Here is a 25,973-nt window from a genome sequence, read left to right on the forward strand (position 1 = left end):
AGATCAATCTATTTTTTCATATATTACTGTACTGTTAAATTTATCTCCATCATGATAGACATACATAGTTTTGTCATTACGAAGATAGAAATTCTTATGTAACTCTCTAGATTTAGTTGTTTCTTGTTTCATAATACGAACGGTCCAAAATATAGTATAACCCTGATCATCTAAATGTTTCATCAATGATTTCCTATCTGCAAATAAGAATGACTGACTTTCTTTCCAACTCTCTCCTGTACTGATTGAATAACATAGAATTTCATCGTTCTTGTCTTTATAACAATATCCGTCACCATATGTTATTCCTAGTATTTCTCTCGTTTTTGCAGAAGGAAGTGTATAAGTCATATCACCATACTCTTGATAATTCGCAACACATTCTTCAACAGATCTAAAAATTTTATATTCCTTAAAACTTCTTTTATACACTGTATTAATATTATCAACTAAACTCAGTTGGTTCTTCCAAGGAAACCATGTAATCTCCATAGGTGTTATATAACAGTCAGTTTCTGTAGAAGAATGATAATTGACTGGTTCTCTTAGCAAGTTAACAAGTTTAGACTTTTTGTTCCTGGCATCATTAACAAGTATAGGTAAATCTTCTGCTTTTATTAGACCTGAATTAATCCAAATTAATGTTTCTCCGTTTAGATTATTTTCCTCAGCATGGAAACCATACAAAGTTAACCTTTCTTTTTCTATCAATCCATTAAGTTCATTTGGATATAGCCATTTCTCATAATCAGGCGTCCAGTCTTCAGTAATCCAACTTTTTAGGCTTTCAAGTTCGTTTTCATGCTTTACATCAGCAGGTATATCCTCAACAAATATTCTTTCATTACCTTCTTGTATTTCATCTCGATCAAGTTGAACTAATTCTTGTGCTGGATTAGGAAAATCGTCAATAAGGCCATAATCACCAAGTAAACTAACCGCCTCATCGTTGGCAGCATAGTTCAATCGATCCGCTAGAAAACCATATAATTCGTTTCTTGCTATCCATGTATATTTCTCTGCAAATTGCATGATATTACTCCTACTACCATGTGTTGCCTTAGAATGTTCTCTTAATATCGCAATATCCAATCCAAGAATTTCACCTGCTTTACCTCCATTAGGTTTTCCATAGAATACCTCTTTATTCCATCCAAGTGCTAACAGTTTTTCATAGACAGCACATAATATAAATTGTGTTGACGTTAATGATTGAAGACTATATGTATTTGCGTATTCATTCAATAACTTTCCAGGTGAGTCATTAGCTATTTCCTCACGACTGCTATACCATGAATTGTAAGGTTGATCAATCTCAGACTTTATTTCATTTAATTGTAGTAGGCAATCTTCTTCTATTTCATCTTCAGTGTTTAGTATTACATCAATATCTTCTTTTGTATAATGATTATATATTTCATCCTCATGATAAATGTAGCATGTTTCTTTAAAGAACCTCGATTCAATTGGGTCAACAAGTACATACCTTGCTAAGTCGTAATCAATCGGTCCATATCCTCCCATTCGAGTTCCTTTTAATGCATCAATATTAATCGATAGATTATTTCCAAGTCTATAAGGAGGCCTAGAAGCATTCAATATTTCTTCGCTTACTTTTCCTAATGCAAAAGCACGTTCGATTATGGCACGTCCATAATATCGAATTGCACAACTTAAATTATCTACTATTTTATCCCCTTCAAAAATATTTAGATAAGTCCAGTTTGAAAACGAGGCAACCACATTAGGTGCATCATTCAAACACATGACAACACTCATAGCAACTGCCATAAGATCTTCCTTCATTTGAACATCATCGACTTCATATATGTAATCTAATAGTTTAATAAACTCTTCAGGACATGATTTGCCCCAATTAAATAACTGTTTTCTACAATCTTTTCTAACACCATTGCTAGAAGTTGTTAATGCCCATGCATACACAAGTGGTAAACCATCATATGTATCAGAACATTCTAGAGTCCAATAATCTTTACCAATCTTCAATTCACTTTGTAGATACCAAGTATTATCTTCCTGATCTGTAAGGTACGCTGGGATTGACCAAAACTGATCTCTTCCTGCAACTGTATCAAAATCACTTAGAAATTCGTGTAAAAAACTTGCTCCTAATGGATGATTCTCTATTCTGGATACTTTTAAAATTACTTTGTTTGCAATGTTTATAAGCGATTCTGAATTCTTCTTCATCGCTGTTAGAAGAAATGGTCTATAATCTGTAGCTTTCTCTTTAGATACATTAGCTAATGCAAACAAGTTAAGTTCATAAAGGCGATCTCCAGATAAATCTTTGGTAAACTCTGAATTACTAAAAAGAATGCCCTTATCCTCAAGTAATATAATTGCCAACATCTGATGAGATGCATAATTTAGATCATTGATCTTACATGAACTACTATTTTCAAGAAAATATATCGCTGCTAAATAGTCAAAATAGGGTTGTATTCCAATTGAATAAATAGTCTTCGGAACCTCAAATATAGAAGTCGGATGGATATTGTAACTTTGTAAAAACCCTTCACACTCAAGATATTCAACCAATTCTTTGCAAATCTCATAACTATCATTTCCAACAGTTTCAGAGAATTGTTCCAATAAATCCTCTCTTGCTACTTCATTATTCGAAATAAAAAGGTTTACGTAATCATTTAGAACTCTATTAATTATGTGTTCATTCTTTACACTGCTTGATTTTATACTCTGAGCAAATTCTGCTTCCATTACACCCAATTTGCTCTGAAGTAACCTTGTAATAGTAACAGAAGCTCTTTGCATTTCTATAACTTTCCCTCCTCTGTTCAAATCACAAAATAGCTTCAAAGCCAAAGGAGTTTTTAATGCCCATTTTAGCCACGGTACATTAGACACATCAATTTCATAATATTTTACATAATCATCAAATAGTTTGTCAGCAGGTACATCTCCGTTAGCATTCAACCAGATGCTTCCTTTTAACAATTTATCTTCATACTGAATATAGTTGAACACATAGTCACGGCTTGTTGTAATTAACTTTATTCGTGAATATCTTCGTGTTATATCATCAAATTCTCTTAGCCTTTCAATCCATTTATCATATGGTTGAGATTCATCTAAACCATCAAGACAAATAACTATTTTAGGAACAATCACTAGAGCATCATCATCAGTAATCATAGCATTTTGTCTGCTAATTGATAAAGCCTCAAATGCTTGCCAAAGTTCTTCTTCAGACCATTGAGAAGATAATCCAAGCACCGTCTTTATGATTTCAAACCATGTCATATTGGGTGAGAACTCCTTAGCTCTAATAAACACTGGGATATGAGTATTATAGTTATATAGCTCCTCAGCTAAACCAACTATTCCATGGGTTTTACCAGTCCCCGGATCTCCTATAACAACTTGCGTTGTTCTAATGAACTGATTTTCTATTTGTCTTTTCAATTCATAAACACTGTAGTATTCATTATGTGCCTTAATCATCTTCAGAATATCTTCAATATGAAAGTATGTCTCGCGAAGCAGCTTTCTATTTTGTAATTGTATCTCTAGCTCATATAAATCAAGCTTCGATAGCAAACTATAGTCAATTGCTGAAAATGAATCTTCAAAATATACACTTGACCCTATTTCTTCTAATTTGATATGAAGTTCTGAAGCAGCTCTCTCTGTATTAGAAAGCATTTTCAAAATTTCATCATTATCATCCTGACTTTTTACCAGTTTTGCATAGGATACGCATGCATCAATTAACCCTTCTAGATGCATCATATTCTTTTGAGTATATTCATAGGTTTCCATGCGTTCCACAGCATTACCTAAGAATCTCATACTACTTGTTTTCAACTTTCCGCTCTTATGTAAGTTAGGTGTATACCTGTTATGTAACCATCCTTGTTGTTGCTTAGTAAAAGAACCCTTAATTGTTGCGAGTGAAAGTTTTGAGTTATGAAACCAGTATCTTTCCACACCTCTTGCTGATTCTCTTTGCAGTAACTCAAGAAGATAGCTTTCATTCCAAAGTATAACTTTTAATCCCTCATATGCACTTTCCGTATCTTCTTGTAATTTATCCCATCCATTTTGTTCTGTCTTTTGAGATATTTTGCCTCCCTTAACCATTTTTATAGAAGCTAGGTCTCTTGGAACACAAACAATGTACTCATCTATATTAGGTCTAACCTTTAATGCAGTAGTGATTGAATTCTTGATTTGGTTTATCTGACTATCTTGAATACTGTTAGGAAACCATTTAGCCTGTACTGCAGAAATTTTACCACTTTCTTTAACTGCGTACGCTTCAACTCCTCCATCGCCACCAGAACCATTTATTACTCTAAAGCTTATGTAATTTTCTTCTGATACTTCTTTACACCAAATATTAAAAAGCTGATTACACAGTGCTTCAAAAGCTTTATTGGGCGATTCATCATGTGTTTGAAAATTTGTCCAATTCATAAATTCCCTCCCTTTAATAATCTATGTGCACTATTTACTTATAACTCCCTTACTAGCTACAGTTAAAAAGAAACCTTGAACCGTGCATATGAAGTACAGAATGATAAAACTTTAAAAAACCACCATCATTTATGATACGGTTCACCCTTTATAATCCTTAATCCCCTATAAACCTGCTCTAGTAAAATAACCTTCATCAGCTGATGAGGGAAGGTCATGGGGGAAAAGGATAGCTGGTAGTCTGATCGTTTTATTACCTCTTGAGATAACCCTAAAGACCCTCCAATAATGAAGGTGATGTGGCTTGTACCACTGGTAGCTAAGCTTTGTATCTTTTTTGCTAGTTGTTCTGATGAAATCATTTTTCCTTGTATAGCTAGAGCAATTACATAGGCGCCATCTTTGATGTTTTTTAAAATATTTTCCCCTTCTTTATTTTTTGCAATTTGCATTTCTGCTTCGCTTAAGTTTTCTGGCGCTTTTTCGTCTGGTACTTCTATTGAATTTATTTTTCCATATCTGGATAGACGCTTTGTATATTCGTCGATGCCTTGCTTTATATATTTTTCTTTTATTTTACCGACTGAAATAATGGTAATGTTCATGTTAATGCTCCTTTTTGTATACATGGTTTTATTGTATATGTTATAATTTTTCAAAAATAAAAGCCGAGAATCATCTCGACTATACGACTAAATATTTAGGAACGTGATCACAATAATCACAGGTTTTTGGCGCTAACCAATCTGTAAAGGTGACTTTGTCAAGTTGATATAAATCCGGTGGTTGTTCATAGACCTCTACAAAGTCATCTATTGCATCTTCTAGGTGTTTGTTACAAATAACATACATATTTACCACCACTTTCCCTAAATTCCCTTAGGTTTTTTATATGTTCATATTTTTTCACAATTTCTGTTTTATAATACATATTTTCTTAGTATGTTAAGTTAAAGGCATAGTAATTACTGCCTATAGAGCTATTATACATGAATTACTTCTTTTTTCCAAATCTTTTTGTCGTTTTCACGTGAAACAGCACGAGCTATTTTAACTCGTGCTGTCTTCGTTGAAAGTTAATGAAATTATCTCTTCGCCACCATTTCTAAGCACTGTAACATCGATTTCGTCTCCTGGACGGTATCGATAGAGCTCTCGGATCAATCCACCCATTGATTCTATTTCTGTGTTATTAATACCTATAATAACATCACCAGTTCTTAGATCGTATTGATCTGCTACCGACGCTGCTATAATTTCAAAAATATACACGCCACTTTGTGCTTGAAGTCGCTCTCCTGTTGCAGCTTCAAATTCTTCTACATTTAAGCCTCGAATGCCTAAGTATACTCTTGTAAATTCACCTTTTTCTATAAACTGATCAACGATAGGTTTTGCTGTGTTAATGGGTACTGCAAACCCCAATCCTTCACCAGTTCCTATCTTTGCGGTATTAATGCCAATCACTTGACCTTTAGCGTTAAGTAGTGGTCCACCACTATTTCCAGGATTAATAGATGCATCTGTTTGAATAAGGTTGTCGATTGTTTGGGTCTGACTTATAGGAATACTTCTATTTAACCCACTTATAACACCCTGGGTAAGGGTTCTTTCAAAGTTAAGTCCTAGAGGATTTCCTATTGCAACAGCAATTTCTCCAACAGTTAGGTGATCACTATCTCCTAGTTCTGCTGCTGTTAAACCTTCTTCTTCTACTTTAATAACGGCTAGATCCAAAGTATTATCGTACCATAAAATCTCTGCGGTTAATCTATCTCCATTATAAAGTAATACGCCTACTTCATCCGCAGCCCCATCTCCAACAACATGGGCATTGGTTAGTATATAACCTCTTTCATCTACAATGACACCGGTCCCTAGCCCTTCTGCTCTTCTAGGTCCCCAAAAGCGGTCTACTTGAGTTGTTACGGTTGTTATTCCTACCACTGAAGGCATTGCTTTTTCAGCTACAGCTGAATAAACCGTAATATCATGTTGGGGTTCTAATACAATAGGTGCTCTGTCACCGACTATTGGGCCTCTGCCCTCAATAATTTCAGGCAAATATAAATAAGCCACACTTAAAGAAATAGCACTTCCTAGTAGAGCTCCTACAATTACAAGAGCTATTGTTTTTAATTTTGAGCTTTGATTGTTTTTTTTGTTATTCGGTGGTGGGTCAAACCGCTGCGTACGATTGTAATCTTCTTGATCATTGTAGTTCAAAGAATCACCTCCAATATTTCTCTATATTATGAGGTAGCCTCTAAAACTTCAAAGCTGTATAATTTACTTGTTTTATTGTCGTCTGCTACCTCTACAAAAATATCTTTTCCTAGCACGATATTATTTTCTTCTAAAATACTTTTAACTGTTTGTAGTGCTAACTCTGGAAAATTGTTTTCTTTACTTAAGTGGCCAAGTATAAAATTTTTAACATTGCTTTTAAATAAGTGTAGCACTGCATTTCCAGCAACTTCGTTAGACAAATGTCCTAAGTCAGATAAAATTCTTCTTTTTAAAAAATAAGGATATTTCCCTACTTTCACCATTTCTTCATCGTGATTTGATTCAAGTACTACTAAATTTGACCCTTGTACTTTCTCTAGTATAACCTGATTTATACATCCTAAGTCAGTGGCTATACTAATTCTTACCCCATTATTATCAAAACAAAAACCTACCGGTTCATTAGCATCGTGGGAAATAGAGTATGGAAATACATCAAAATTCCCTATTTTAAAAGGTTTATCACTTGTAAACACATTTATATTTTTCTTGTCAACCTTCGATATAATGGGTAGCATACCCTCCCAGGTACCTCTATTTGCATAAATAGGTATGTCATATCTTCTGGACATTATTCCTACACCACAAACATGATCTCTATGTTCATGACTTACAATTATCCCTGTAATTTTTTCAGGCTCAATATTAAGGGCGCTTAATCTTTTTTCTAATTGTTTTCCGTTTAATCCTGCGTCAATAAGTAAGTAAGATTGACCATCAGTAATGAAATGACAGTTCCCTTTACTGCTACTTGCTAAACTGCTAAAATATATGGTCATTTATTATTTAACGCTCCTTATTTCTGCACCTAGTTCTGTCAATTTTTCTACAATTTCATGATACCCTCTGTAAACATATTGCATATTGTCGATTTGGGTTTCACCTTTAGCTATTAAACCAGCTACGATAAGGGCCGCCCCTGCTCTTAAATCGGTTGCAGATACTTTTGCGCCCATTAATTCTTTTACGCCTTCTATTACGGCTATTCTTCCTTCTGTTCTTATGTTAGCACCCATTCTATTTAGTTCAGCTACATGTTTAAATCGACCTTCAAATATGGTTTCGGTAATAATACCGGTACCTTCTGCAATTGCTAAAAGACTACTCATTGGTTGTTGAAGGTCTGTAGGAAACCCTGGATATACTAATGTTTTTATACTTACATTTTTAAATGGTTTAGTAACACTAACTCTTATACTATCATCACTTTCAATTACATCTACATCCATTTCTCTTAGTTTAGCTGTAATCGATTCTAAATGCTTTGGTATAACATTGTTAATTAACACATTCCCTTTTGTAGCTGCTGCAGCGATCATATAAGTTCCTGCCTCAATTTGATCAGGAATAACAGCGTGACGACACCCGTTAAGCTTAGATACCCCTTTTATTTTTATTACATCGGTACCAGCACCTCTTACGTTAGCACCCATGCAATTTAGGAAGTTAGCTACATCAACAATATGGGGTTCTTTTGCTGCATTATCAATAACCGTTGTTCCCTCGGCCATAACTGCAGCTAACATTATGTTTATCGTTGCTCCTACACTGACAACGTCCATGTAAATATCTGCACCTACAAGCTTTTCGGCTTCTACAGTTATAACTCCGTGATCAACTGTTACTTTTGCCCCCAAAGCCTCAAAACCTTTAATGTGCTGATCTATGGGTCTACTTCCAATACTACATCCACCAGGGTAAGCAACTTTTGCTTTTTTAAACCTTCCTAAACCCGCCCCTAAAAAATAATAGGATGCCCTTAAATTTTTCGCCGAATCAAAGTCCGCAAAGCATTCTTTCATATTACTCGTATCAATTTCCATAACATCTTTTTGATTTTGTAATACACTTGCCCCTAAGTTTCTTAGCATATCCCCAAGATCTTTAACATCACTTATATTTGGAAGATTCTCTATAATACAGGTTTCCTCCGTAAGTATTGTAGCCGGAACAAGGGCTACGGCAGCATTCTTAAATCCACTTATATTAACAGTACCTTTTAATTTATGTCCACCCTTTATTAATAATTTATCCATATTTTCACTGGCCTAGGCCAGTTATTCACCACCTTTGTTGGAGTTCAACCTCTACGAATCTATATATATCTATCCTGTAAGTTCAAGTTCTTTTTTAAATTTAATCACAAATTTGAAGCAAGGAGTATTCATTAAACTACATTTGATAGTCCAATTTACTCCCTGTATTATTTAATAAACTTTTTATTATTTGTTTTTGGTCATTTACCCTAATCATTATATCATTTTATATATCATTTGATAAGTGAAAAAAGAACCATTTTCTTTGATTTTCGTAGTTATTTTAACTTAAATAAACAGTTTTATATCTAGCTTGTATCCTTTACCTAAAGATCGAATCAACTCAATAAGGGCATCCTCTCCATTTTGATTGACAAAACCTTTCACTAATCTAAAAGATTGGGTATAGGCGTTAAAAGTATCAAGTTCATGAAATCTTTCTGTTAAGTTTTTTATTGTATAGATATCTTCGTCTATATCTACGCCTTTCCCCCATTCATATCCGTCAACACTATACTCAAAGTAAAGACTTACACCCTCTGTAAACCAAGTAGGATAATTCCCTCTTGCAAGATGATCTGTAAATAAATGTGCTAATTCATGTAGAACTGGCCCTTCACTATAAAATATGCTTTCCATGTCCGCCTCTTCTTCTATCCACTTAGACGGATTGTGTACATGAATGGTATTTCCAAAATACACTCCCATTGGCGCTCTTTCCCCTTTGAGTAATGTGGCGTTCATCATATCTTCTTGATCCTCATATATAATAAGTCTAATTTTATTATTAAATTCATGACTGAAAATATCTGCTAATACTTTATATTTACTTTCTGCCGTATTAGCAACCAGATTTACAATTTCATGATTTGTATTGCGGTATCTAACAATAAAGTTATTTGTCTCTAATTCACTATAATTATTCGTTTTATATGCCACAACAGCTTGTTCTGCTAGTCTAACTCCTGGCCTTAAGAAGGTTGTCCACCCATTACTATATGTGCTTGAAAGGACAAAAAGGATAAGCGCCATTGATAAAATAATCATACGCACAAGTCTATGGTTTTTAAAATATCTAGCTTTAATTATCTTTTTCATTACTTTGCCCCCTTTTGTTTATTTTTCACTACTTATAGTATATCACAGTATTATGTAAACCTCCATCGAGTACTTTTAACTACATTTTATTTAGACACTCACTTTTTTTCTCTCCTTTGCATAATGTGTAATATACAACTGTTAATTTGCAAAGGAGGCTCTTTTGTGTTTGGTTATAGAGATGTTTTTCATGAAACTGTTTTAGAGAAAATGATGTATTCAAAGGATGAGCATCTACCGGTTATTCTTACAGCTCAAGACTGTGATTGTGATAATTTAGAAAAGTGCGTTGAAAAAATGGGTGGTAAAGTTAAGCATAAACTTCACATTATTAATGCTGTTGCTGCATATATTCCAACTGCCGGTATGCGTAGTGCAAGTAACGAAAGATTTATTAATAAAGTCTATTTAGATGATATGGTATTAAAGTTAATGGATACCGCTTCTGTAACGATCGGGGGAGACTATGCAAACGGACTAGGTCTAACAGGGAAAGGAGTCGGTATTGCTGTTGTGGATACTGGTGTTTACCCACATAATGACCTTGTAACACCTAACAATCGTATTATAGGTTTTAAAGACTTCGTAAATAATAAAACTGCACCTTATGATGACGATGGCCATGGTACCCATGTAGCTGGGATCATTGCGGGGAATGGTTTTTCTTCTTCAGGTAGATATATTGGTGTAGCTCCTGATGCTGATATTGTTGGAATTAAGGTTTTAGATGGAGAAGGTTCTGGAAGTATTTCTGATGTTATAGCTGGAGTTCAATGGGCTGTTCAAAACAAAAACCGTTATAATATAAAAATAATTAATATGTCATTAGGATCTAAAGCAAAAAGCTCCTATAAAGATGACCCCTTATGTCAAGCGGTTCAAAAAGCCATTGATTCTGGTATTGCCGTATGTGCAGCAGCAGGGAACAGCGGCCCGGATTCTGGCACAATTAACTCTCCGGCAACAAATCCTAATGCTCTTGTTGTAGGGGCGAGTAATAATAAAAATCCTAGTTCAAATGGCACTGTGGCTAAGTTTTCTAGCCGTGGTCCTACAATTGATGGTTTAAATAAACCGGATGTTTTAGCACCAGGAGTAGATATTACTTCCCTTGGCAATGAAGATAATAATTATAAAACTTTATCTGGTACATCTATGGCTACACCTATTGTATCGGGTGCTTGTGCTTTGCTTCATGAATACAAAAAAAATCTTAGCCCTCAAGACCTCAAAAAACTCATTACAGAGCATGCCGATAGTCTGGACTTAGATAGAAATACACAGGGTTATGGGGTTCTTAATCTAAAAAGTATTTTGGCTTCTTTGAGTCCTGATCAAAAAGAAGTATCCCCCCCGCCCCTTAGACATAATGGGAATGCAAGTGGATTAATGGCATTTCTTAAGAAAAATGAATGGTTATTTGCAATATTAATTGTTTTCCTATTGATTATTTTATAGTAAATAGCAAACCCCCCAGTATTTCTACTGGGGGGTATATTATGTTAGTATCTTACAAACTGAGCAGGATTTATAGGCGTTCCGTTTCTTCTAACTTCGAAATGCAAATGTGGTCCAGTACTTCTACCTGTACTTCCAACCGTTGCAATCTGTTGTCCTTTATAAACTCGTTCTCCACGTTTTACTTGAAGCGAATTACAATGAGCATAATAGGTCTGATATCCATTTTCATGATCGACTATTACTAGATTTCCATAAGACCCTTGCCAACCAGAAAATGAAACTCTTCCTGCATCGGCAGCTGTTATTGGGGTTCCTGTTGGAGCACCAATGTCAATTCCAGTATGTCTTCTTCCCCACCTTGTCCCAAAAGGAGAGGTTAATGTTCCCCTGGTTGGTCTTGCAAAATTCCCTGTAGCAACAGTAGCTGGCCTTGTTTTCGTTCCTTGAGCTATTACTCTCGTTTTTGGAGTTGCAATTACTTCTTCGTGTAAAATTTCACGATCTACTTGAACACCATTTTCTTTAATAATATATGCTTGGACTTCTCTTTTTCCTTGTGAACCTTGTTCGGTAATTCTTTGATCACCTTCATAAAGAGAATTGGATTTTACATATTCAGTATCAAAAGGAATTTCTTCTATTTCTTCTATAAATTCTTTTGTTCTAACTGTAATATAAGGTTTAGGAACAACCAAATTAACTTCTTGTCCAATTTGAAGTCTATCAACATTGATATCTGGGTTTGCATCTTCTATTTCATCAACAGATAAACTGTATTTTCTTGCGATTAACCATGAACTTTCCCCTGGTTCAACTTCATGTATCTTTTTTTCATCCGTTCCATTTATTATATAAGCCAGTGCTTCTTCCTCTGAACGAATCTCAGATATATCTGTTGACACCTCTTGAATAAGTACCTCTTGTCCAAATCCAATTTCAACTAGTTCTTTTTCTTCATTTAGGTAAGGTTCTTTTAAAGTATCCAATATTTCCTCAGCACTTTCTAATGTTCCTACCGTAACAACTCTTCCACTATTAACAACAATCTCATAGGCTCTTACATTTAAATCTAATTGACTTTTTAAATTTCTTACTAAGTCATCAGAATTATTTAATTCACTATCTTTTGCTCTTGTTTCTTCGAAACTAATGTCTTCAGGAACAACGAATTCTTGATTATAAGTTTTCCAGACATCCTCTTTAACTTGTTCTAGGGCATTTGAAAAATCCTCTTCTGTTCTAACCATTGCAATAGCCTGGCCGTTTACATGCACCTCATAAGCTAACATTGACGCGTTTAATGCAACATTAAAAAGAAGTATCAACACAATAAATGTTAAACTTGCACCTCCATAAATAAAATGTTTCTTGTTTTTACCATCTTTTATGTAGGTAGCTGTTTTATCTTTTGTTTGCTTGTAAAAATTTATTGTTTTTTTATTTGTATTAATTACTGCTTCTTTTGTACGTAGTTTAAAATTTGTAATCGTTTCCTTTGCGTTTGCTTTTTTAAATAATATAGATCCTTGCTTTACTAAGTTATTGTAACCGTTCTTTGTTTTTGTTTTTATTTTAACACTTTTATCTGTAGTATAAGCCTTCGCTAGTTCTTTAACTTTATTAAATATATTCTTTGGTTTATCCAAAATCATGTTCTCCTTTCACACATTTTGTTAAATTTTATTGTTCTATGTGTAAAGTTTCTCATCATAAGATTTTTAATTTAAAATTTGTAGTAAGTTTTTCCTGTTTTATTGTATCTTATTTTGTCATACAATTTCAACCCCAAACTTAATTTTTTTGTTTTAATTTAACAGTATTTTCCCCGATTTCATTTAAATTATTCTATTGTCGTTTCTAACCACTCCTCAAACAGTACTTTCAAGTCTTTATCTGTACTTTGTTGAAACACATTATAGAAATCTTTCGTTGTTACATTTTTAAATTTAAATGTTTCATAGTAGCTCCTTAGTGCGCTAAAAAAATCAGCATCCCCTATTTCATTTCTTAATGCTTCAATAAACATAGCTCCTCTACTGTATACAACGCTACTGTATTCAAAACTATTGTCAAACTCATCTAAGGATCTTAAAATACTATCATTACTATTTTTCGTAATGTCTTGGTAATTTTCAAATTGATTTTTTGTCATCTTTTCATAAATCTGTTCCTTTATATGTTCCCCATATTTTTTTTCAAAGTATAAAAGTGTTGTATATTCAGTTAAAGCTTCATCTATCCAAGGTTCTTTTACTTCATTATTTCCTACTAGGCCGTACCACCATTGATGTGCCACTTCATGAACGATAACATACTCAAGTGGAAAATCTTCATCCCGATCATAGAGGTGTTTTCCAATTATTACAAGATTGGGGTACTCCATACCTCCAATAAAAAAATCACTTGCTGCAATAGATAGCTGTTCGTATGGATATATTCCAATCATTTGATTAAATATTGTTATAGCGTCAACTCCATACTGAAGGGCCTGTTCTGCTTTTATCCCCTCAATTGTATAGGATTTAACAGTAGTACGCTCACTTGCTTTTGCACTTCTTACATCGAATCTTTCGCTGGCAACCATTGCAAAGTTTCTTACTTGCTCGGCTTCAATATCATATACTATGTTACCTTTTCTTTCTTGTTGATTCATTACATTCCCAGTTGTAGCTAATGTGTATGTTTTAGGCAAGGAAACCTTAACCCTGTAATTTGAAATATCACTGTAAAAGGGGTCCCCAATAGGATAATAAGGATCTAGATTCCATCCATTATGATCATACACAGAAAGAATTGGAAAGAAGTTTGCCATATTTACTGTATTTTTTCCATAACCCATTCTACCCATACTAAAAGGTAACCTTACCTTATACTTTATGGATAAGGTTACTTGTTTATTTGGCTTTATGGGTTCCTTTAAGGTAACTCTTAAAAGGGCATCATCGTCACCCATTACTTTATAGGTAGCTCTACTATTATTTTTCTCAACTGAGTTTATTTGTATGTATCCAGGATCAAATCCCCTGGGATATGCCCTATCCATATCTGTCTTTTCAAAAGGTGCAGTACTTTCGCATTTGAAAATATTGGGATAAAGATGAAAATAGATGTTTTCTAACTCTCTACCTGTATTATTTGTAAATAGCACTTGCTGACTTCCTTTTAGTGACATTTTGTCTTCAATAAAAGTGATATCCATGTTGTAAATTGTTCCTTGTGTATCAAAATTAGTACTAAAAACCGGTTGTTCTACCGGAACCCCAATCATATACTGTACAACTATACTTACCATCATCACTGTAAGCACAACAGCAAATAGCTTTAATTTTCTTAAAAGCAATTAGATCACCTCACAAGTATTTGATATTAATAAAATGTAAAATAAATTAAATGGTCAAGAGATTACAAAATACTGGTTCTAAATTAAATATAGTACCTTTTAAAATTGTAATTTACTCAACTGAAATAGATCTGACTAGATATCACCGCAATTTTTCCTTAATATGCATTCAAACAAAGCTAAATTTTCTTTTACTATATTTATGTTATAATAGGATTAAGTATGTAGAAATACATTATTAACATCTTATAATTTGGAGTGACCTAAATGATTTTTTTTAAAAGTCCTACAAAAATAGACTTAGGCGATACACCTATTGAAAATATTTTTATTGATGTATACATGCCCATGGCCAACGGTACCTATGTAAAGGTCTATTTGCTTGGATACAAATATGCATGTGATAGAGACACTAGTAATAAAATTGATCACAAAAGTTTAGCTAAAAATCTAAACATTCCTTTATCAGATGTTTATGCTGCTTGGGATTTTTGGGAAAGTAAAAAGATAATAAAAAAAGTACCTTTATCTGAAGAGGATCAGGATAGTGAATATAATTATTCTATTGAGTTTTTAAATCTAAAACAGCTCTATATTGATAATAATTTTAGACCTAATCACGCTCCGAAAGAAGAAAAAGAGAATATTGATTACAGTTGCTCTACTAAAGATATTATTGAAGCAAATCATATTCCTCAAATAAGAGAGATGTTTAATGAAATAAATAAAATTATAATGCGCTCTTTAGTACCTAATGAAAAAATGCAGATACTTGAGTGGTTACAAAAATATAATATTGACCCGCCTCTTATTATAAAAGCTTTTAGCTACTGTTGGCATAAGAAAAAGAAGAGAAGTGTACAATATGCTGGTGGCATTTTAAGAAACTGGTATGATAAAGGTCTCACTAGCGTAGATGAACTTCAGGAATATTTATTGAAACAAGGTGAGCGATATGGTCTGTATGATCGTGTATTTAAAGCTATGGGCTTTTCTAATAGACCAGGTGGTCCATCTGAGGCAGAGAAAGCCAAAATGGATGCATGGGTAGATGAATTTAAATTCTCTCATGATATGATTCTTAAAGCCTGTGAAAACTGTAGTAAAACATCTAATCCTAATATTAACTATATCCATAGTATACTAGAACGATGGTATAAAAATAATATTACTAGCTTAGAAGATGTAGAAAAAGAAAGCAATCTAGCAGCAATTAAAAAGCCAACTAATCCTCAACCTAAATCGACTGTTCCCCAAGCAAAAACCAAGTTTCATCTTGCAAATAGTCGAGGCGATAAGTATTCAGCAGAAGAGCTTGAAAAACTTGTTCTAAACAATCAGAAAAAAAAGTAATAACTTTAGGTGGTGTATACAATGTTTCAAGATTATATAAGAGACATATTAAACGGATATGATAAGAAAAGACGAATTTATGCGCAAAAGAGAGAAGACCGTATACGAGAAGTTTATAACAAAATACCTAGAGTTGAAGCAATTGATAAAGAAATTAAGTCAACTGGTATTTCTTTATCGAGAGCACTACTCCACAGTGACGGAGATCATGAAGCGATAATTAATGACCTTAAAACTAGAGTAGAAAAATTAAAACAAGAGAAGGCCGTTTTACTAACAGAGAATAACATTCCTTATAGTTATTTAAATGAAGAGTATGATTGTTCTAAATGCCTAGACAAAGGTTATCTAAATACTGGTGAGAAATGCCATTGCTTTAAACAACAGTTAATTAATTATGCTTATTCCATGTCTAATTTATCTCAGGTCTTAGAAAAGGAAAACTTTCAAACATTCAATATCAACTTATTTTCAACTGAAGTTTATGAGCAAGAAGAAAAAAACCCACGGGAAAATATGATGGAAATTTTAAATGTCTGCGAAGGGTTTGTTTTTAACTTTGATAACAACAATGATGAAAATCTGCTCTTTTATGGATCTACTGGACTAGGTAAAACATTTTTAACAAACTGTATTGCAAAGGCACTGTTAAACAAGGAGAAAATAGTAATTTATCAAACTGCTTTTAAATTAATTGAAATACTTCAAACAATACGATTTGGCGATAAAGATGCAAATAAAGAGCAATACGACTTGCTTTTCAAAGCGGATCTGTTAGTGATAGATGATTTAGGAACTGAATTGACCAATTCATTTACGAACAGTGAACTTTTTAATATTATTAACAGTAGACTATTATCTAATAAAAAAACCATTATCTCTACTAATTTAAGTCCAAAAGAAATGATTGAACGGTATGACGATCGAATTTTTTCGCGGCTTTTTTCAAAGTTTACCATTCTTCACTTTTTTGGCCACGATCTTCGTTGGGAAACAAATTAAAAATAAAAGAATCTAGGCCTGGGCCTAGATTCTTTTTATTGTTCTTTTTCTTCAAAGAATTTATTTAAATCATCAATTAATTTTGTTACATCCAATCCATGTACTCTACCTGCATCTCCGATACTTTCCATAGTAGCACCTGGACAACCTAAACAGTGTAACCCATATTTCATAAAGATTGCCGCAACTTCGCGATCCATTTTTAAAACATCCATAATTGTCATATCTTCTGTAATCTTAGCCATTAATTAATCCTCCTAACACTTCTAATTAATAATAATGTTACCACTTTATAGCTATATATTCAACTGTTATTGATTTTGTCATTATCACTGTGGAAAACTGGTTATAAATTTTAACATTACTCACATTATCCACAGATATATGCACAGGTGTTCTTTGTATATGTGCATAAGTTTACCTTTCTTTTTCGTAGTCCATAAATTTCTGGAAATTTCCTAACCAAACAAGCTCTACTGTACCAGTTTCGCCATGACGATGCTTGGATACAAGTACTTCTGCTATATTTTTTTTATCACTTTCAGGGTTATAGTATTCATCTCTATATAAAAACAACACCATATCTGCATCCTGCTCAATAGCACCCGACTCTCTTAAATCAGATAAAATTGGACGATGATCTGATCTAGCATCTGGAGCCCTTGATAACTGAGATAGGGCTACAATTGGACAATCCAATTCCTTAGCCATAATTTTTAAATTACGAGATATACTAGAAATCTCTTGTTGCCTATTTTCTGTTCTTCTTTCTCCTTGCATTAATTGTAAATAATCAATTAATACAAAGTCTAATCCTTTTTCCATTTTTAATCGCCTACATTTTGAACGCATTTCTGTTACTGATATTCCAGCAGAATCATCAAAATAAATATTTGATTTAGATAACATAGAAATGGATTTAGCAAGTTTTGTCCATTCATCTTCATTTAAGTTTCCGTTTTGTAGCTTATTTAAGTCAATCATAGATTCAGCAGCTAATACCCTTAAAACTAACTGTTCTTTTGACATCTCTAAACTAAATATGGCAACAGATGCGCCTGCCTTTAGTGCCGCATTATGTGCAAGGTTTAGTGCAAAGGCTGATTTACCCATTGCTGGTCGAGCCGCGACTAATATCAGGTCAGAATTATGAAGACCACCTAGTTTTCTGTCTAAATCAAGAAATCCTGTTGTTAATCCTGTAATGCCTTTTTTATTTTCATAAAGTTCTTCTATACGATCAAAAGTTGTAGAAAGTAGATCCTTTATAATTGTAAAGCCTTCCTGCTGTCTATTTTGAGAAATATCATAAATATTTTTTTGGGCAGTTTCTATTACATCTGTAATTTCTAAATCTGCACCATACCCTAAGTGTATAATTTCCTCTGATGCTTTAATTAGACGTCTTAAAGTAGCTTTTTCCTCAACAATTTCAGCATAATATTTTACATTAGCAGTAATAGGAACACTTGAGGATAAATTGCTTAAATAACCAATTCCTCCAATGGCATCTAATGTATCTCGCTTTTTTAATTCATCAGTTAATGTAACTAAATCTACAGGTTCATTTTTATTAAATAGATTTCCAATACATTCATAAATTTCTTGATGGGCTTCTTTGTAAAAATCCTCTATTTTTAATACCTCTAAAACTACAAGTATTGCATCTCTATCTAATAGCATCGCCCCTAGAACCGATTGTTCTGCTTCTACGCTATGGGGTGGAACTTTTAAAAAAATATTCTCGCTCATATATTTACCATCCTTGTGTTTTAACTATTGTTCTTTAACATGAACTTTTAAGGTTGCTGTTACCTCCGGATGAAGTTTTACTTCTACATTTGTTACACCCAGTGTTTTAATTGGATCAGGTAAATTTATCTTTCTTTTATCGAGTTTAACGCCTGATATTTTTTTTGCTTTATCACTAATATCTTTTGAAGTTACGGACCCGAATAATCGTCCACCTTCACCTGCTTTTGTTTTTATTTCTACTTCTATTTCCTCTAATTTTTTCCCTAAGGCTTTAGCTTCTTCTAATATCGCTTTTTCCTTTTCATTTTGTGCTTTTTTATCTTGTTCAAGCTTCTTTAAGTTCTGAGGTGTTGCCTCAACGGCTAATTTCCTTGGAAATAAAAAGTTTCTAGCATAACCATCACTTGTATTTACTACCTCTCCTTTTTTACCTAAATCTTTTACATCTTTATTTAAAATAATTTTCATATTTCTTCCCCCTCTTCAAAATACGCTTCTATTACTTCTTGTAACTTTAATCTTGCATCGGTTAAGCTTATATCCTTAATTTGAGCTCCAGCGACAGTCATATGCCCTCCGCCGCCTAGCTTTTCTAATATTACTTGAACATTAATTTCTCCCATGGATCGTCCACTTAAAACAATATTCTCACCTTTTACTCCTAGTACAAAAGATGCATCTACGCCTCGAATCCCAATTAATTCATCCGCTGCCTGGGCAGAAATTAGTTGGGCATGATCTATATCATTTTTAAAAGTAGATATAGCAATAGTGTCTCTAATAATTTCAGCGTTTTTAACAACCTCTGCTCTCAATTTGACAGTTTCTAGATCATCTTTGAATAACTGTTTTACGGAAGTAGTATCTGCACCTGCTCTTCTTAGCATAGATGCAGCCTCAAAGGTTCTTACACCTGTCTTAAAAGTAAAATTCTTCGTATCAACGGCAATTCCAGCCATTAATCCTTCTGCTTCAACAGGGTTTATGTTTATTTTTTCATCCATATAGTATAGTAGCTCTGTTACTAACTCACTTGTTGATGAAGCATAGGTTTCATGATAATTCAACACAGTATTTTCAATATATTCCGTACCTCTTCTGTGGTGATCTATGATTACAACTTTATTGGTTTTTTCTAGTAATCCTGGAGCCTCTGTAAAACTAGGTCGGTGAGTATCAACAACCACTAATAATGACGCAGGTCCTATCTTTTGCATGGCTTCTTCTTCTTTAATAATATTTTGTAAATATGCTTCTTCGTTTTTTATTCGATCAAATAGACAATCTATTGTAGGATTTGAGTTGTTTAATACAATAAAAGCTTCTCTTTCCCTGTTCCTTGCAGCACGATAAATACCTAAGGATGCTCCTAGTGCATCTAAATCCGGGTATTTATGCCCCATAATAAAAACATTTTCAGATTGTTCTATTAATTGCTTTAATGCATGGGATATTACTCTCGCTCTAACCTTAGTACTTTTTTCTACAGCCTTTGTTTTGCCACCATAGAAACTAATTTTTTCTTTTCTTTTTACTGCGGCCTGGTCTCCACCTCTACCTAGTGCTAAGTCTCTAGCAGTATTGGATAGCTCAAAAGTTTGTAATAAATTTTCTCCTTGAGCACCTATACCAATGCTTAAAGTGATTGGTATCTTGTTCCCCATATTAATATCTCTAATTTCATCTAGTATATCGATTTTTTTATTTTCTAGCTTGTCTAATGAAGCGCTTTCAAATATAACTAAAAACTTGTCTTTTGCATGTTTTCTAATAACACCTTCATATTTATTAACCCACAAGTTGATTCGATGATCTATTTCTGCAATAACTAAGGGTTGAAATGCTTCTTCTGTGTTTTGCATCACTTCGTCATAGTTATCTATGTGAATAGATGCAACGGCAACTTTCTCTTGTTCATACTTAGATTTCAGTGCCTCATATTCTGTAGTTTCCACCCAATATAACATAATAATATAACTTGAAGAGTGCTCTTTAGGTAATTTTATAATATTGTGCAATACTCTAAAACACCTATCATTTATAATAATCGTTTCCGTTTCCTTCTGTCTTATAATTTTTCTAAGATTGAAGTTTTGAACAATTTTCTCTATATTTTTTTCTAGTAAATCATTAATTTGTACAACTTCCAGAAATTTTGGGTTATACCAGGTAATTGTCCCATCGATCTCAACAATGGTCAAAGGCATAGGTAAATTTAAAATAGCTTGCTTGGTTGCAGAATCAATATCTGAGGAGAGATCTTCTATATATCGGGTCCACTCTTCCCTTCTTATATTTGTTATTTTAAGATTATAATATATCAAATAAGCCAGTAAAAAAATGCCTCCTATACTGATCATAGGATTATAGTAGGCTATGATTCCTGTTAATAGCGTTGTAATAATTAAATATATCCTTGTATCCGGTATTAACATCTTAAATATCTTTCGATTTTGCATAATTTGCCTCCTGTTAATCCTTTTTCTTATTTAATTTACGCATATCAAAAACTATGTCTAAAAACCCAATGAAGGCAATGAAAGTGCTAAAAGGCACAAATAAAATAGCTAATACTATTAATAGTATTTTTATGTACCTGTTAAATCTATGTTTGTTCATAAAGAAAATCAGAACAGTTATTCCCTGTGTATATATTAAAAATACAAAAATAACAAGAATGTTTGAAACAAGATCAGCGTAATATATTCCCCCATCCACTAAACGGGTTAAGTAAGATAGTCCAAGTAATATTAAAAATCCAACAAGTATGTTTTTAGGAAGCTTAAAACTACTAATCCTGGGTGAACTTCCTTTGTAATATCCTGTCTTTTTTAATATATCTATAGACACAAAATAATTTATAAATGAAATACTCATTGATTGGACGACTAAAAGGGCTGGTATAATTGCCATAAAATAATTAATGCTTTCTTCAATTCTAATACTATTAATATTAACGTTCTCAAATAACTCCAGCTGATTATAAATGGTATCTCTTAGTAAAACACCTATTTCATCTATAAGTTGTATATCTAACACCCAGCTAACCATGCTCACAAATATCACAAATGATAGCACAGACGCTGCAGTACTAAATGCTATTACTTCAAACTCATTTGTTTTTACCTTTATTAAATAACTTAATACAATTACTATTGGTGCAAGAAGAATAAAAGCAAAAAAAGAAATCAGTATATTTGTTAAAAAACTAATCAATAAACTATATGCTGCTGTAGTTAATATTGCATATTTTATTCCATATCGACTTCCTAGTATAACAAAAGGTACCGGTAGCATTATAATCATGAATGATATGATTGGAATATAAAGTGCTATAATTGTTAGCACTGTTGCTAACATTATTGTGAAACTTGACTGGACTAATGCTTTTTTATCATTATTATGCTCCAAAATTTAGTCACTCCTAGTATTTATTTGCGATTCCCTTTTATGTGCTTACTTAGTCCTGATAAATCCTGGTACCACTCTTCAAGCTGATGATCCTCTAGAATATATATTTTTGCTTTGTCCTGTACTTTTTTATCTATAACATCGTAATTTATACCCAATCTTCTTCCAAGTGAATAGGTAACTAATATAATATTAGCTAGGCACTCTAAAATTAGATCCTGCCCTTCTTTTGCACCCTTTAGTATGGTTTGAAAAAGCAGTGCAAAACTATTTAATAACTCACACTTTAAAAATTCTATCATCTTTAAGTTCTTCCCTACATCTACATTCTCTCTTTTAGTAAACATACGATTCCCCCTCTAATAACCCTTTATCCGTTTAAACCTGTTTAAAATATCTTCTAAGTTATAAAGTATTACTAATATTTTAACAACTTCGTCTGTAGGATAGTTGTTTATTTCGTCACTAAACTTTAATCTTGACTTAGCACTTTTTATGTATCCAATAAGTTGTTGGATATCTTCATGTGTCTGAACACGCTCCTCTGTAATTAACACATCTTTCTTTTTTAGGTCCCTTAGTGCTTTTTTAATGTTGTTAAACTCAATTTCTACTAACTCTACTACTTCTGTCTTAATTCCTTTTTCTAAAACCTTATTCATGTTCAACAAATTCTGATTGATATCCTCAACAGCGACAATCATTTTATTTAACTCCTGAGAACTGATATTCCCATAAATTAAAACTTTATCCTCTTTCAATTGCAATTTCAAAAATTTATTGGACTCATTAATTATTTTATCTATTTCCTCTATTTCTTCATTTAGCTTAAGTAATCCTTCTTCGGACCGATCTAAAATTAACTCGATTACATTAGCAGTAAATGTCCATATGTGATCTGACATGGCATCAATCTCTTTTACAATTTTAGCATCATAAGTTGGCGGATAAATAAGATAATTTACTACTAAGGCTATTACAATTCCAATGGTTGTTTCTAACAGCCTATCTGTTGATCTACTAATAATTCCAGCATCTGTACTGATAAATATACCAATAAAAACAACACACCCTATTGAAATTGAATCTTGCCAATTTAGTTTATTTAATATGTATATTAATATAACAATACCTAGACCCAACGTAATAAAATTAGACGGTAGCAAAAAAGAAAGTATGATACCCATAATTGCTCCAACAAAAGTACCTAAAACTCTATGCAACCCCTTTTTCCAAGAGTCGGATACTGTAGGTTGCATTGCAATTACAGCAGCAATTCCACTATAAAAGGGGGCATTTATATTAAAAATTGTTGATATAAACATTGCTAAGCTAACTGCTATTCCTGTTTTGATTGTTCGAAGTCCAATTTTCATAGGTGACACTCCATTAGTATGTTTTATTGGTTCTTAAAACAAAAAAAGATCGTTATTTAACGATCTGATCAATGTTAATTTATAAAAGTATTATATCATATAATTAAAGATAATCAATAAGATCACACCGGGTACACCAAGCACTCCAGCTATTATTGCTGTTAATGGATTAATAGTTAAGCCGATATCAAAATATCCTCCAAAAAAATTGAATATTAGTAGTAAAATTCCTCCCATTATACCGTTCCAAATAAGTTTTATAATTTTTTTTATAGGCCATAGTAGTAAAGACCCAAATGCATAAATTAATATTATACCAACAGCATAGGCAGCTATTACGGTTAATTCTTCTCCCATCCTATTTCCCCCTTGTACATCCCTTTTACTATATTTTATCATTTTATTTCGTCTTTATAAAGGCATACTAGTAAAATTCTCCTTTTACGCCTTCTTCTTTTGCCTTTTTCATCAAGTACATATACCTAGTTTTTGCAGCTTCTACTTTATATATTGCATGGTCGATTAAATCTGGATCTGTTACACTTTGAAAAAATTGTTCCGCATTCTTCCACTCATCATGGGCATTTTTTATAATTTCTACCATTTCTTGTTCTTCATTTTCGTTGTTGAATTGACCGAATTTACTGTATACACTCTCAAACATATCTGTTATTCCTAAAAAGCTTTTTTGCTTTTTCATAGAATCCCCCCAATTGAAAAATATATATTGTAAATTCTAACCAAGTTTATGTTAATTATACCTTATATTATTATTCTATTTTTAAGGTATAGGCATATGTGTTTATTTTTATTTTTTACTCCAAATAAAATAATATGGTATAATATTGCTTGATTAATTAAAGGGAGATGATTCATGTGAAACCACTAAAAGGTACAAAAACAGCTGAAAATCTGATGAAAGCCTTTGCCGGTGAATCTCAGGCAAGAAATAAGTATACATATTATGCTTCACAAGCAAAAAAAGAAGGCTATGTGCAAATATCCAATTTCTTTACGGAAACAGCGGATAACGAGAGAGAACATGCAAAACGATTTTTAAAGTTTTTAAAAGAAGATACTGATTTAAATGGTGAATGCATTGAAATCACCGCTAGTTATCCTGCTGCATTAGGGGATACTAAATTTAACCTTCAAGCTGCTGCTGATGGGGAAAATGAAGAATGGTCAGAGTTATATCCAGCATTTGCTGATATTGCTGATGAAGAAGGTTTTCCTGAAGTGGCTATCGCTTTTCGTAAGATTGGTGAAGTGGAAAAACACCATGAGGCTCGTTATAGAAGGTTATTGAAAAATATTGAAGAAGACAAAGTATTTACTAAAGAGACAAAAACTCTTTGGAAATGCAACAACTGTGGCTATGTTCACGAAGGTGTTTCAGCAGTGAAAGTTTGTCCAGCCTGTGTTCATCCTCAAGGTCACTTTGAATTGCTTTCTGAAAACTACTAAATTTTTTATATACATACTACAACAGCACACCCTAGGGTGTGCTGTTGGGATTTAATATACTTAGTATGTTAAGAAAAGCTTAATGTAACAAATAAAAACATCACTACTATAAACAATACTGTTAACACTTTTAAAACTATAAAAAAGAATCTAGTTTCTGATTTTCTATCATTTTTATATAGAAAATTGATTGCACTGGCAATCATAATCAGACCACCTAGTACGCCCCAAAATCCAAATGTAAATAATAGTACCCCTAGTCCTATTATTATCCATGGGAATAACCCCTCTACGCTCTTCATTTGGTCTCCCCCTTTTTTATATCTCTCTTCTACCTTCAAGGGCCTTACTTAATGTAATCTCATCAGCATACTCTAAGTCTCCGCCAATTGGTATACCATGAGCTATTCTTGTCACTTTAATACCTATCGGTTTAAGTATTTTTGATATGTACATTGCTGTTGCTTCCCCTTCAATATTAGGGTTTGTAGCAATAATAACCTCATCTACATCTTGATCTTTTATTCTCACTAAAAGCTCTTTTATTTTTATATCCTCAGGACCTATGCCTTCTAAGGGAGATATTGCTCCATGAAGTACATGATATAAACCTTTGAACTCTTTTGTTTTTTCCATGGCGATAACATCTCTAGGATCCTCTACAACACAAATTGTTTGATTGCTTCTTTTATCATCGTTACATATATGACATGTATCTCTATCTGTAATATTGCTGCATACATTACAATATCGGACACTTTCTTTTGCCCCATATATCGACTCTGAAAATTCTTTCACATCTTCTTTATCCATGTGAATAACATGAAAAGCTAACCTTTGTGCTGTTTTCCTCCCTATGCCTGGGAGCTTTGTGAAGGCTTCTATTAATTTCGCAATGGGGGCAGAATAGTAATCCATTCTTTT

General features: G+C 32.9%; 24 protein-coding genes. 4 read left to right on the plus strand and 20 right to left on the minus strand.

From position 1 onward, the window contains the following. Nucleotides 1-3: 3 nt before the first annotated feature. From RH915_RS05125 to RH915_RS05155, 7 genes are all read right to left on the minus strand, one after another. A complete protein-coding gene (locus RH915_RS05125) occupies nt 4-4,461 on the minus strand; it encodes a hypothetical protein (protein ID WP_310478340.1) in 4,458 nt (1,485 codons plus the stop codon). 125 nt (nt 4,462-4,586) lie between these two features. Further along, nucleotides 4,587-5,066, minus strand: coding sequence for a 23S rRNA (pseudouridine(1915)-N(3))-methyltransferase RlmH (gene rlmH, locus RH915_RS05130; protein WP_310478341.1), 480 nt, complete (start codon nt 5,064-5,066; stop codon nt 4,587-4,589). A 79-nt stretch (nt 5,067-5,145) separates the two neighbouring features. Further along, nucleotides 5,146-5,313, minus strand: coding sequence for a CxxH/CxxC protein (locus RH915_RS05135; RefSeq protein ID WP_310478342.1), 168 nt, complete (start codon nt 5,311-5,313; stop codon nt 5,146-5,148). 198 nt (nt 5,314-5,511) lie between these two features. After that, nucleotides 5,512-6,687 (minus strand): serine protease HtrA, encoded by a 1,176-nt coding sequence (gene htrA / locus RH915_RS05140; protein ID WP_310478343.1) that lies wholly within the window; start codon nt 6,685-6,687, stop codon nt 5,512-5,514. Nucleotides 6,688-6,713: 26 nt separating this feature from the next. Then, on the minus strand, nt 6,714-7,529 hold the full coding sequence (locus RH915_RS05145; protein WP_310478344.1) for an MBL fold metallo-hydrolase: 816 nt from the start codon (nt 7,527-7,529) through the stop codon (nt 6,714-6,716). Nucleotides 7,530-7,532: 3 nt separating this feature from the next. After that, nucleotides 7,533-8,786 carry a UDP-N-acetylglucosamine 1-carboxyvinyltransferase gene (locus RH915_RS05150; RefSeq protein WP_310478345.1) on the minus strand — a complete coding sequence of 418 codons (1,254 nt, stop codon included), beginning with the start codon at nt 8,784-8,786 and terminating at the stop codon, nt 7,533-7,535. A gap of 288 nt (nt 8,787-9,074) precedes the next feature. After that, a complete protein-coding gene (locus RH915_RS05155) occupies nt 9,075-9,884 on the minus strand; it encodes a peptidase MA family metallohydrolase (protein WP_310478346.1) in 810 nt (269 codons plus the stop codon). Between the two features lie 165 nt (nt 9,885-10,049). Here RH915_RS05155 and RH915_RS05160 point away from each other — a divergent pair, with 165 nt between their 5' ends. Continuing rightward, nucleotides 10,050-11,342 (plus strand): S8 family peptidase, encoded by a 1,293-nt coding sequence (locus RH915_RS05160; RefSeq protein ID WP_310478348.1) that lies wholly within the window; start codon nt 10,050-10,052, stop codon nt 11,340-11,342. 44 nt (nt 11,343-11,386) lie between these two features. Here the strand turns inward: RH915_RS05160 and RH915_RS05165 are convergent, their stop codons facing one another. Together RH915_RS05165 and RH915_RS05170 are read right to left on the minus strand one after the other, a co-directional pair. Further along, nucleotides 11,387-12,991 (minus strand): LysM peptidoglycan-binding domain-containing M23 family metallopeptidase, encoded by a 1,605-nt coding sequence (locus RH915_RS05165; RefSeq protein WP_310478350.1) that lies wholly within the window; start codon nt 12,989-12,991, stop codon nt 11,387-11,389. A 194-nt stretch (nt 12,992-13,185) separates the two neighbouring features. Then, nucleotides 13,186-14,685, minus strand: a complete 1,500-nt coding sequence (locus RH915_RS05170; protein WP_310478352.1) for a M1 family metallopeptidase — start codon at nt 14,683-14,685, stop codon at nt 13,186-13,188. A 267-nt stretch (nt 14,686-14,952) separates the two neighbouring features. On the opposite strand from RH915_RS05170, the gene RH915_RS05175 reads away from it, so the two are divergent. Both RH915_RS05175 and RH915_RS05180 read left to right on the plus strand, forming a co-directional pair. Beyond that, a complete protein-coding gene (locus RH915_RS05175; RefSeq protein ID WP_310478354.1) occupies nt 14,953-16,038 on the plus strand; it encodes a DnaD domain-containing protein in 1,086 nt (361 codons plus the stop codon). A gap of 21 nt (nt 16,039-16,059) precedes the next feature. After that, nucleotides 16,060-17,040, plus strand: a complete 981-nt coding sequence (locus tag RH915_RS05180; protein ID WP_310478356.1) for an ATP-binding protein — start codon at nt 16,060-16,062, stop codon at nt 17,038-17,040. Nucleotides 17,041-17,075: 35 nt separating this feature from the next. On the opposite strand, the gene RH915_RS05185 is transcribed toward RH915_RS05180, so the two are convergent. The 9 genes from RH915_RS05185 to RH915_RS05225 all read right to left on the minus strand — a co-directional run bounded on the left by RH915_RS05185 (nt 17,076) and on the right by RH915_RS05225 (nt 24,282). After that, nucleotides 17,076-17,285 carry a DUF1858 domain-containing protein gene (locus RH915_RS05185; protein WP_310478358.1) on the minus strand — a complete coding sequence of 70 codons (210 nt, stop codon included), beginning with the start codon at nt 17,283-17,285 and terminating at the stop codon, nt 17,076-17,078. Between the two features lie 172 nt (nt 17,286-17,457). Continuing rightward, a complete protein-coding gene (gene dnaB, locus RH915_RS05190; RefSeq protein ID WP_310478360.1) occupies nt 17,458-18,792 on the minus strand; it encodes a replicative DNA helicase in 1,335 nt (444 codons plus the stop codon). Nucleotides 18,793-18,816: 24 nt separating this feature from the next. Beyond that, complete coding sequence (rplI, locus tag RH915_RS05195; protein WP_310478363.1) at nt 18,817-19,263, minus strand: 50S ribosomal protein L9; 447 nt, start codon at nt 19,261-19,263, stop codon at nt 18,817-18,819. Continuing rightward, on the minus strand, nt 19,260-21,254 hold the full coding sequence (locus RH915_RS05200) for a DHH family phosphoesterase (protein WP_310478365.1): 1,995 nt from the start codon (nt 21,252-21,254) through the stop codon (nt 19,260-19,262). Before RH915_RS05200 ends, rplI begins: the two co-directional genes overlap by 4 nt. 13 nt (nt 21,255-21,267) lie before the next feature. Continuing rightward, nucleotides 21,268-22,206: a YybS family protein gene (locus RH915_RS05205; RefSeq protein ID WP_310478366.1), complete on the minus strand. Its 939-nt coding sequence runs from the start codon at nt 22,204-22,206 to the stop codon at nt 21,268-21,270. A gap of 20 nt (nt 22,207-22,226) precedes the next feature. Next, nucleotides 22,227-22,553 carry a MazG-like family protein gene (locus RH915_RS05210; RefSeq protein WP_310478367.1) on the minus strand — a complete coding sequence of 109 codons (327 nt, stop codon included), beginning with the start codon at nt 22,551-22,553 and terminating at the stop codon, nt 22,227-22,229. A 12-nt stretch (nt 22,554-22,565) separates the two neighbouring features. Then, a complete protein-coding gene (locus RH915_RS05215; protein WP_310478369.1) occupies nt 22,566-23,582 on the minus strand; it encodes an FUSC family protein in 1,017 nt (338 codons plus the stop codon). Nucleotides 23,583-23,672: 90 nt separating this feature from the next. Further along, nucleotides 23,673-23,939 (minus strand): pro-sigmaK processing inhibitor BofA family protein, encoded by a 267-nt coding sequence (locus RH915_RS05220; RefSeq protein WP_310478370.1) that lies wholly within the window; start codon nt 23,937-23,939, stop codon nt 23,673-23,675. Nucleotides 23,940-24,006: 67 nt separating this feature from the next. Continuing rightward, on the minus strand, nt 24,007-24,282 hold the full coding sequence (locus RH915_RS05225) for a DUF2508 family protein (RefSeq protein ID WP_310478371.1): 276 nt from the start codon (nt 24,280-24,282) through the stop codon (nt 24,007-24,009). Between the two features lie 167 nt (nt 24,283-24,449). Here RH915_RS05225 and rbr point away from each other — a divergent pair, with 167 nt between their 5' ends. Further along, nucleotides 24,450-25,049, plus strand: a complete 600-nt coding sequence (gene rbr, locus RH915_RS05230; RefSeq protein ID WP_334307728.1) for a rubrerythrin — start codon at nt 24,450-24,452, stop codon at nt 25,047-25,049. A 68-nt stretch (nt 25,050-25,117) separates the two neighbouring features. On the opposite strand, the gene RH915_RS05235 is transcribed toward rbr, so the two are convergent. Beyond that, the gene (locus tag RH915_RS05235) at nt 25,118-25,351 is read right to left on the minus strand and encodes a hypothetical protein (RefSeq protein ID WP_310478373.1); all 234 of its coding nucleotides are present in this window, start codon (nt 25,349-25,351) and stop codon (nt 25,118-25,120) included. Between the two features lie 16 nt (nt 25,352-25,367). After that, entirely contained in the window at nt 25,368-25,967 is a 600-nt protein-coding gene (recR, locus tag RH915_RS05240; RefSeq protein ID WP_310478374.1) for a recombination mediator RecR, read from the minus strand. Nucleotides 25,968-25,973: the final 6 nt, after the last annotated feature.

This window comes from Serpentinicella sp. ANB-PHB4 (assembly GCF_031432315.1).
Lineage (GTDB): Bacteria > Bacillota > Clostridia > Peptostreptococcales > Natronincolaceae > Serpentinicella.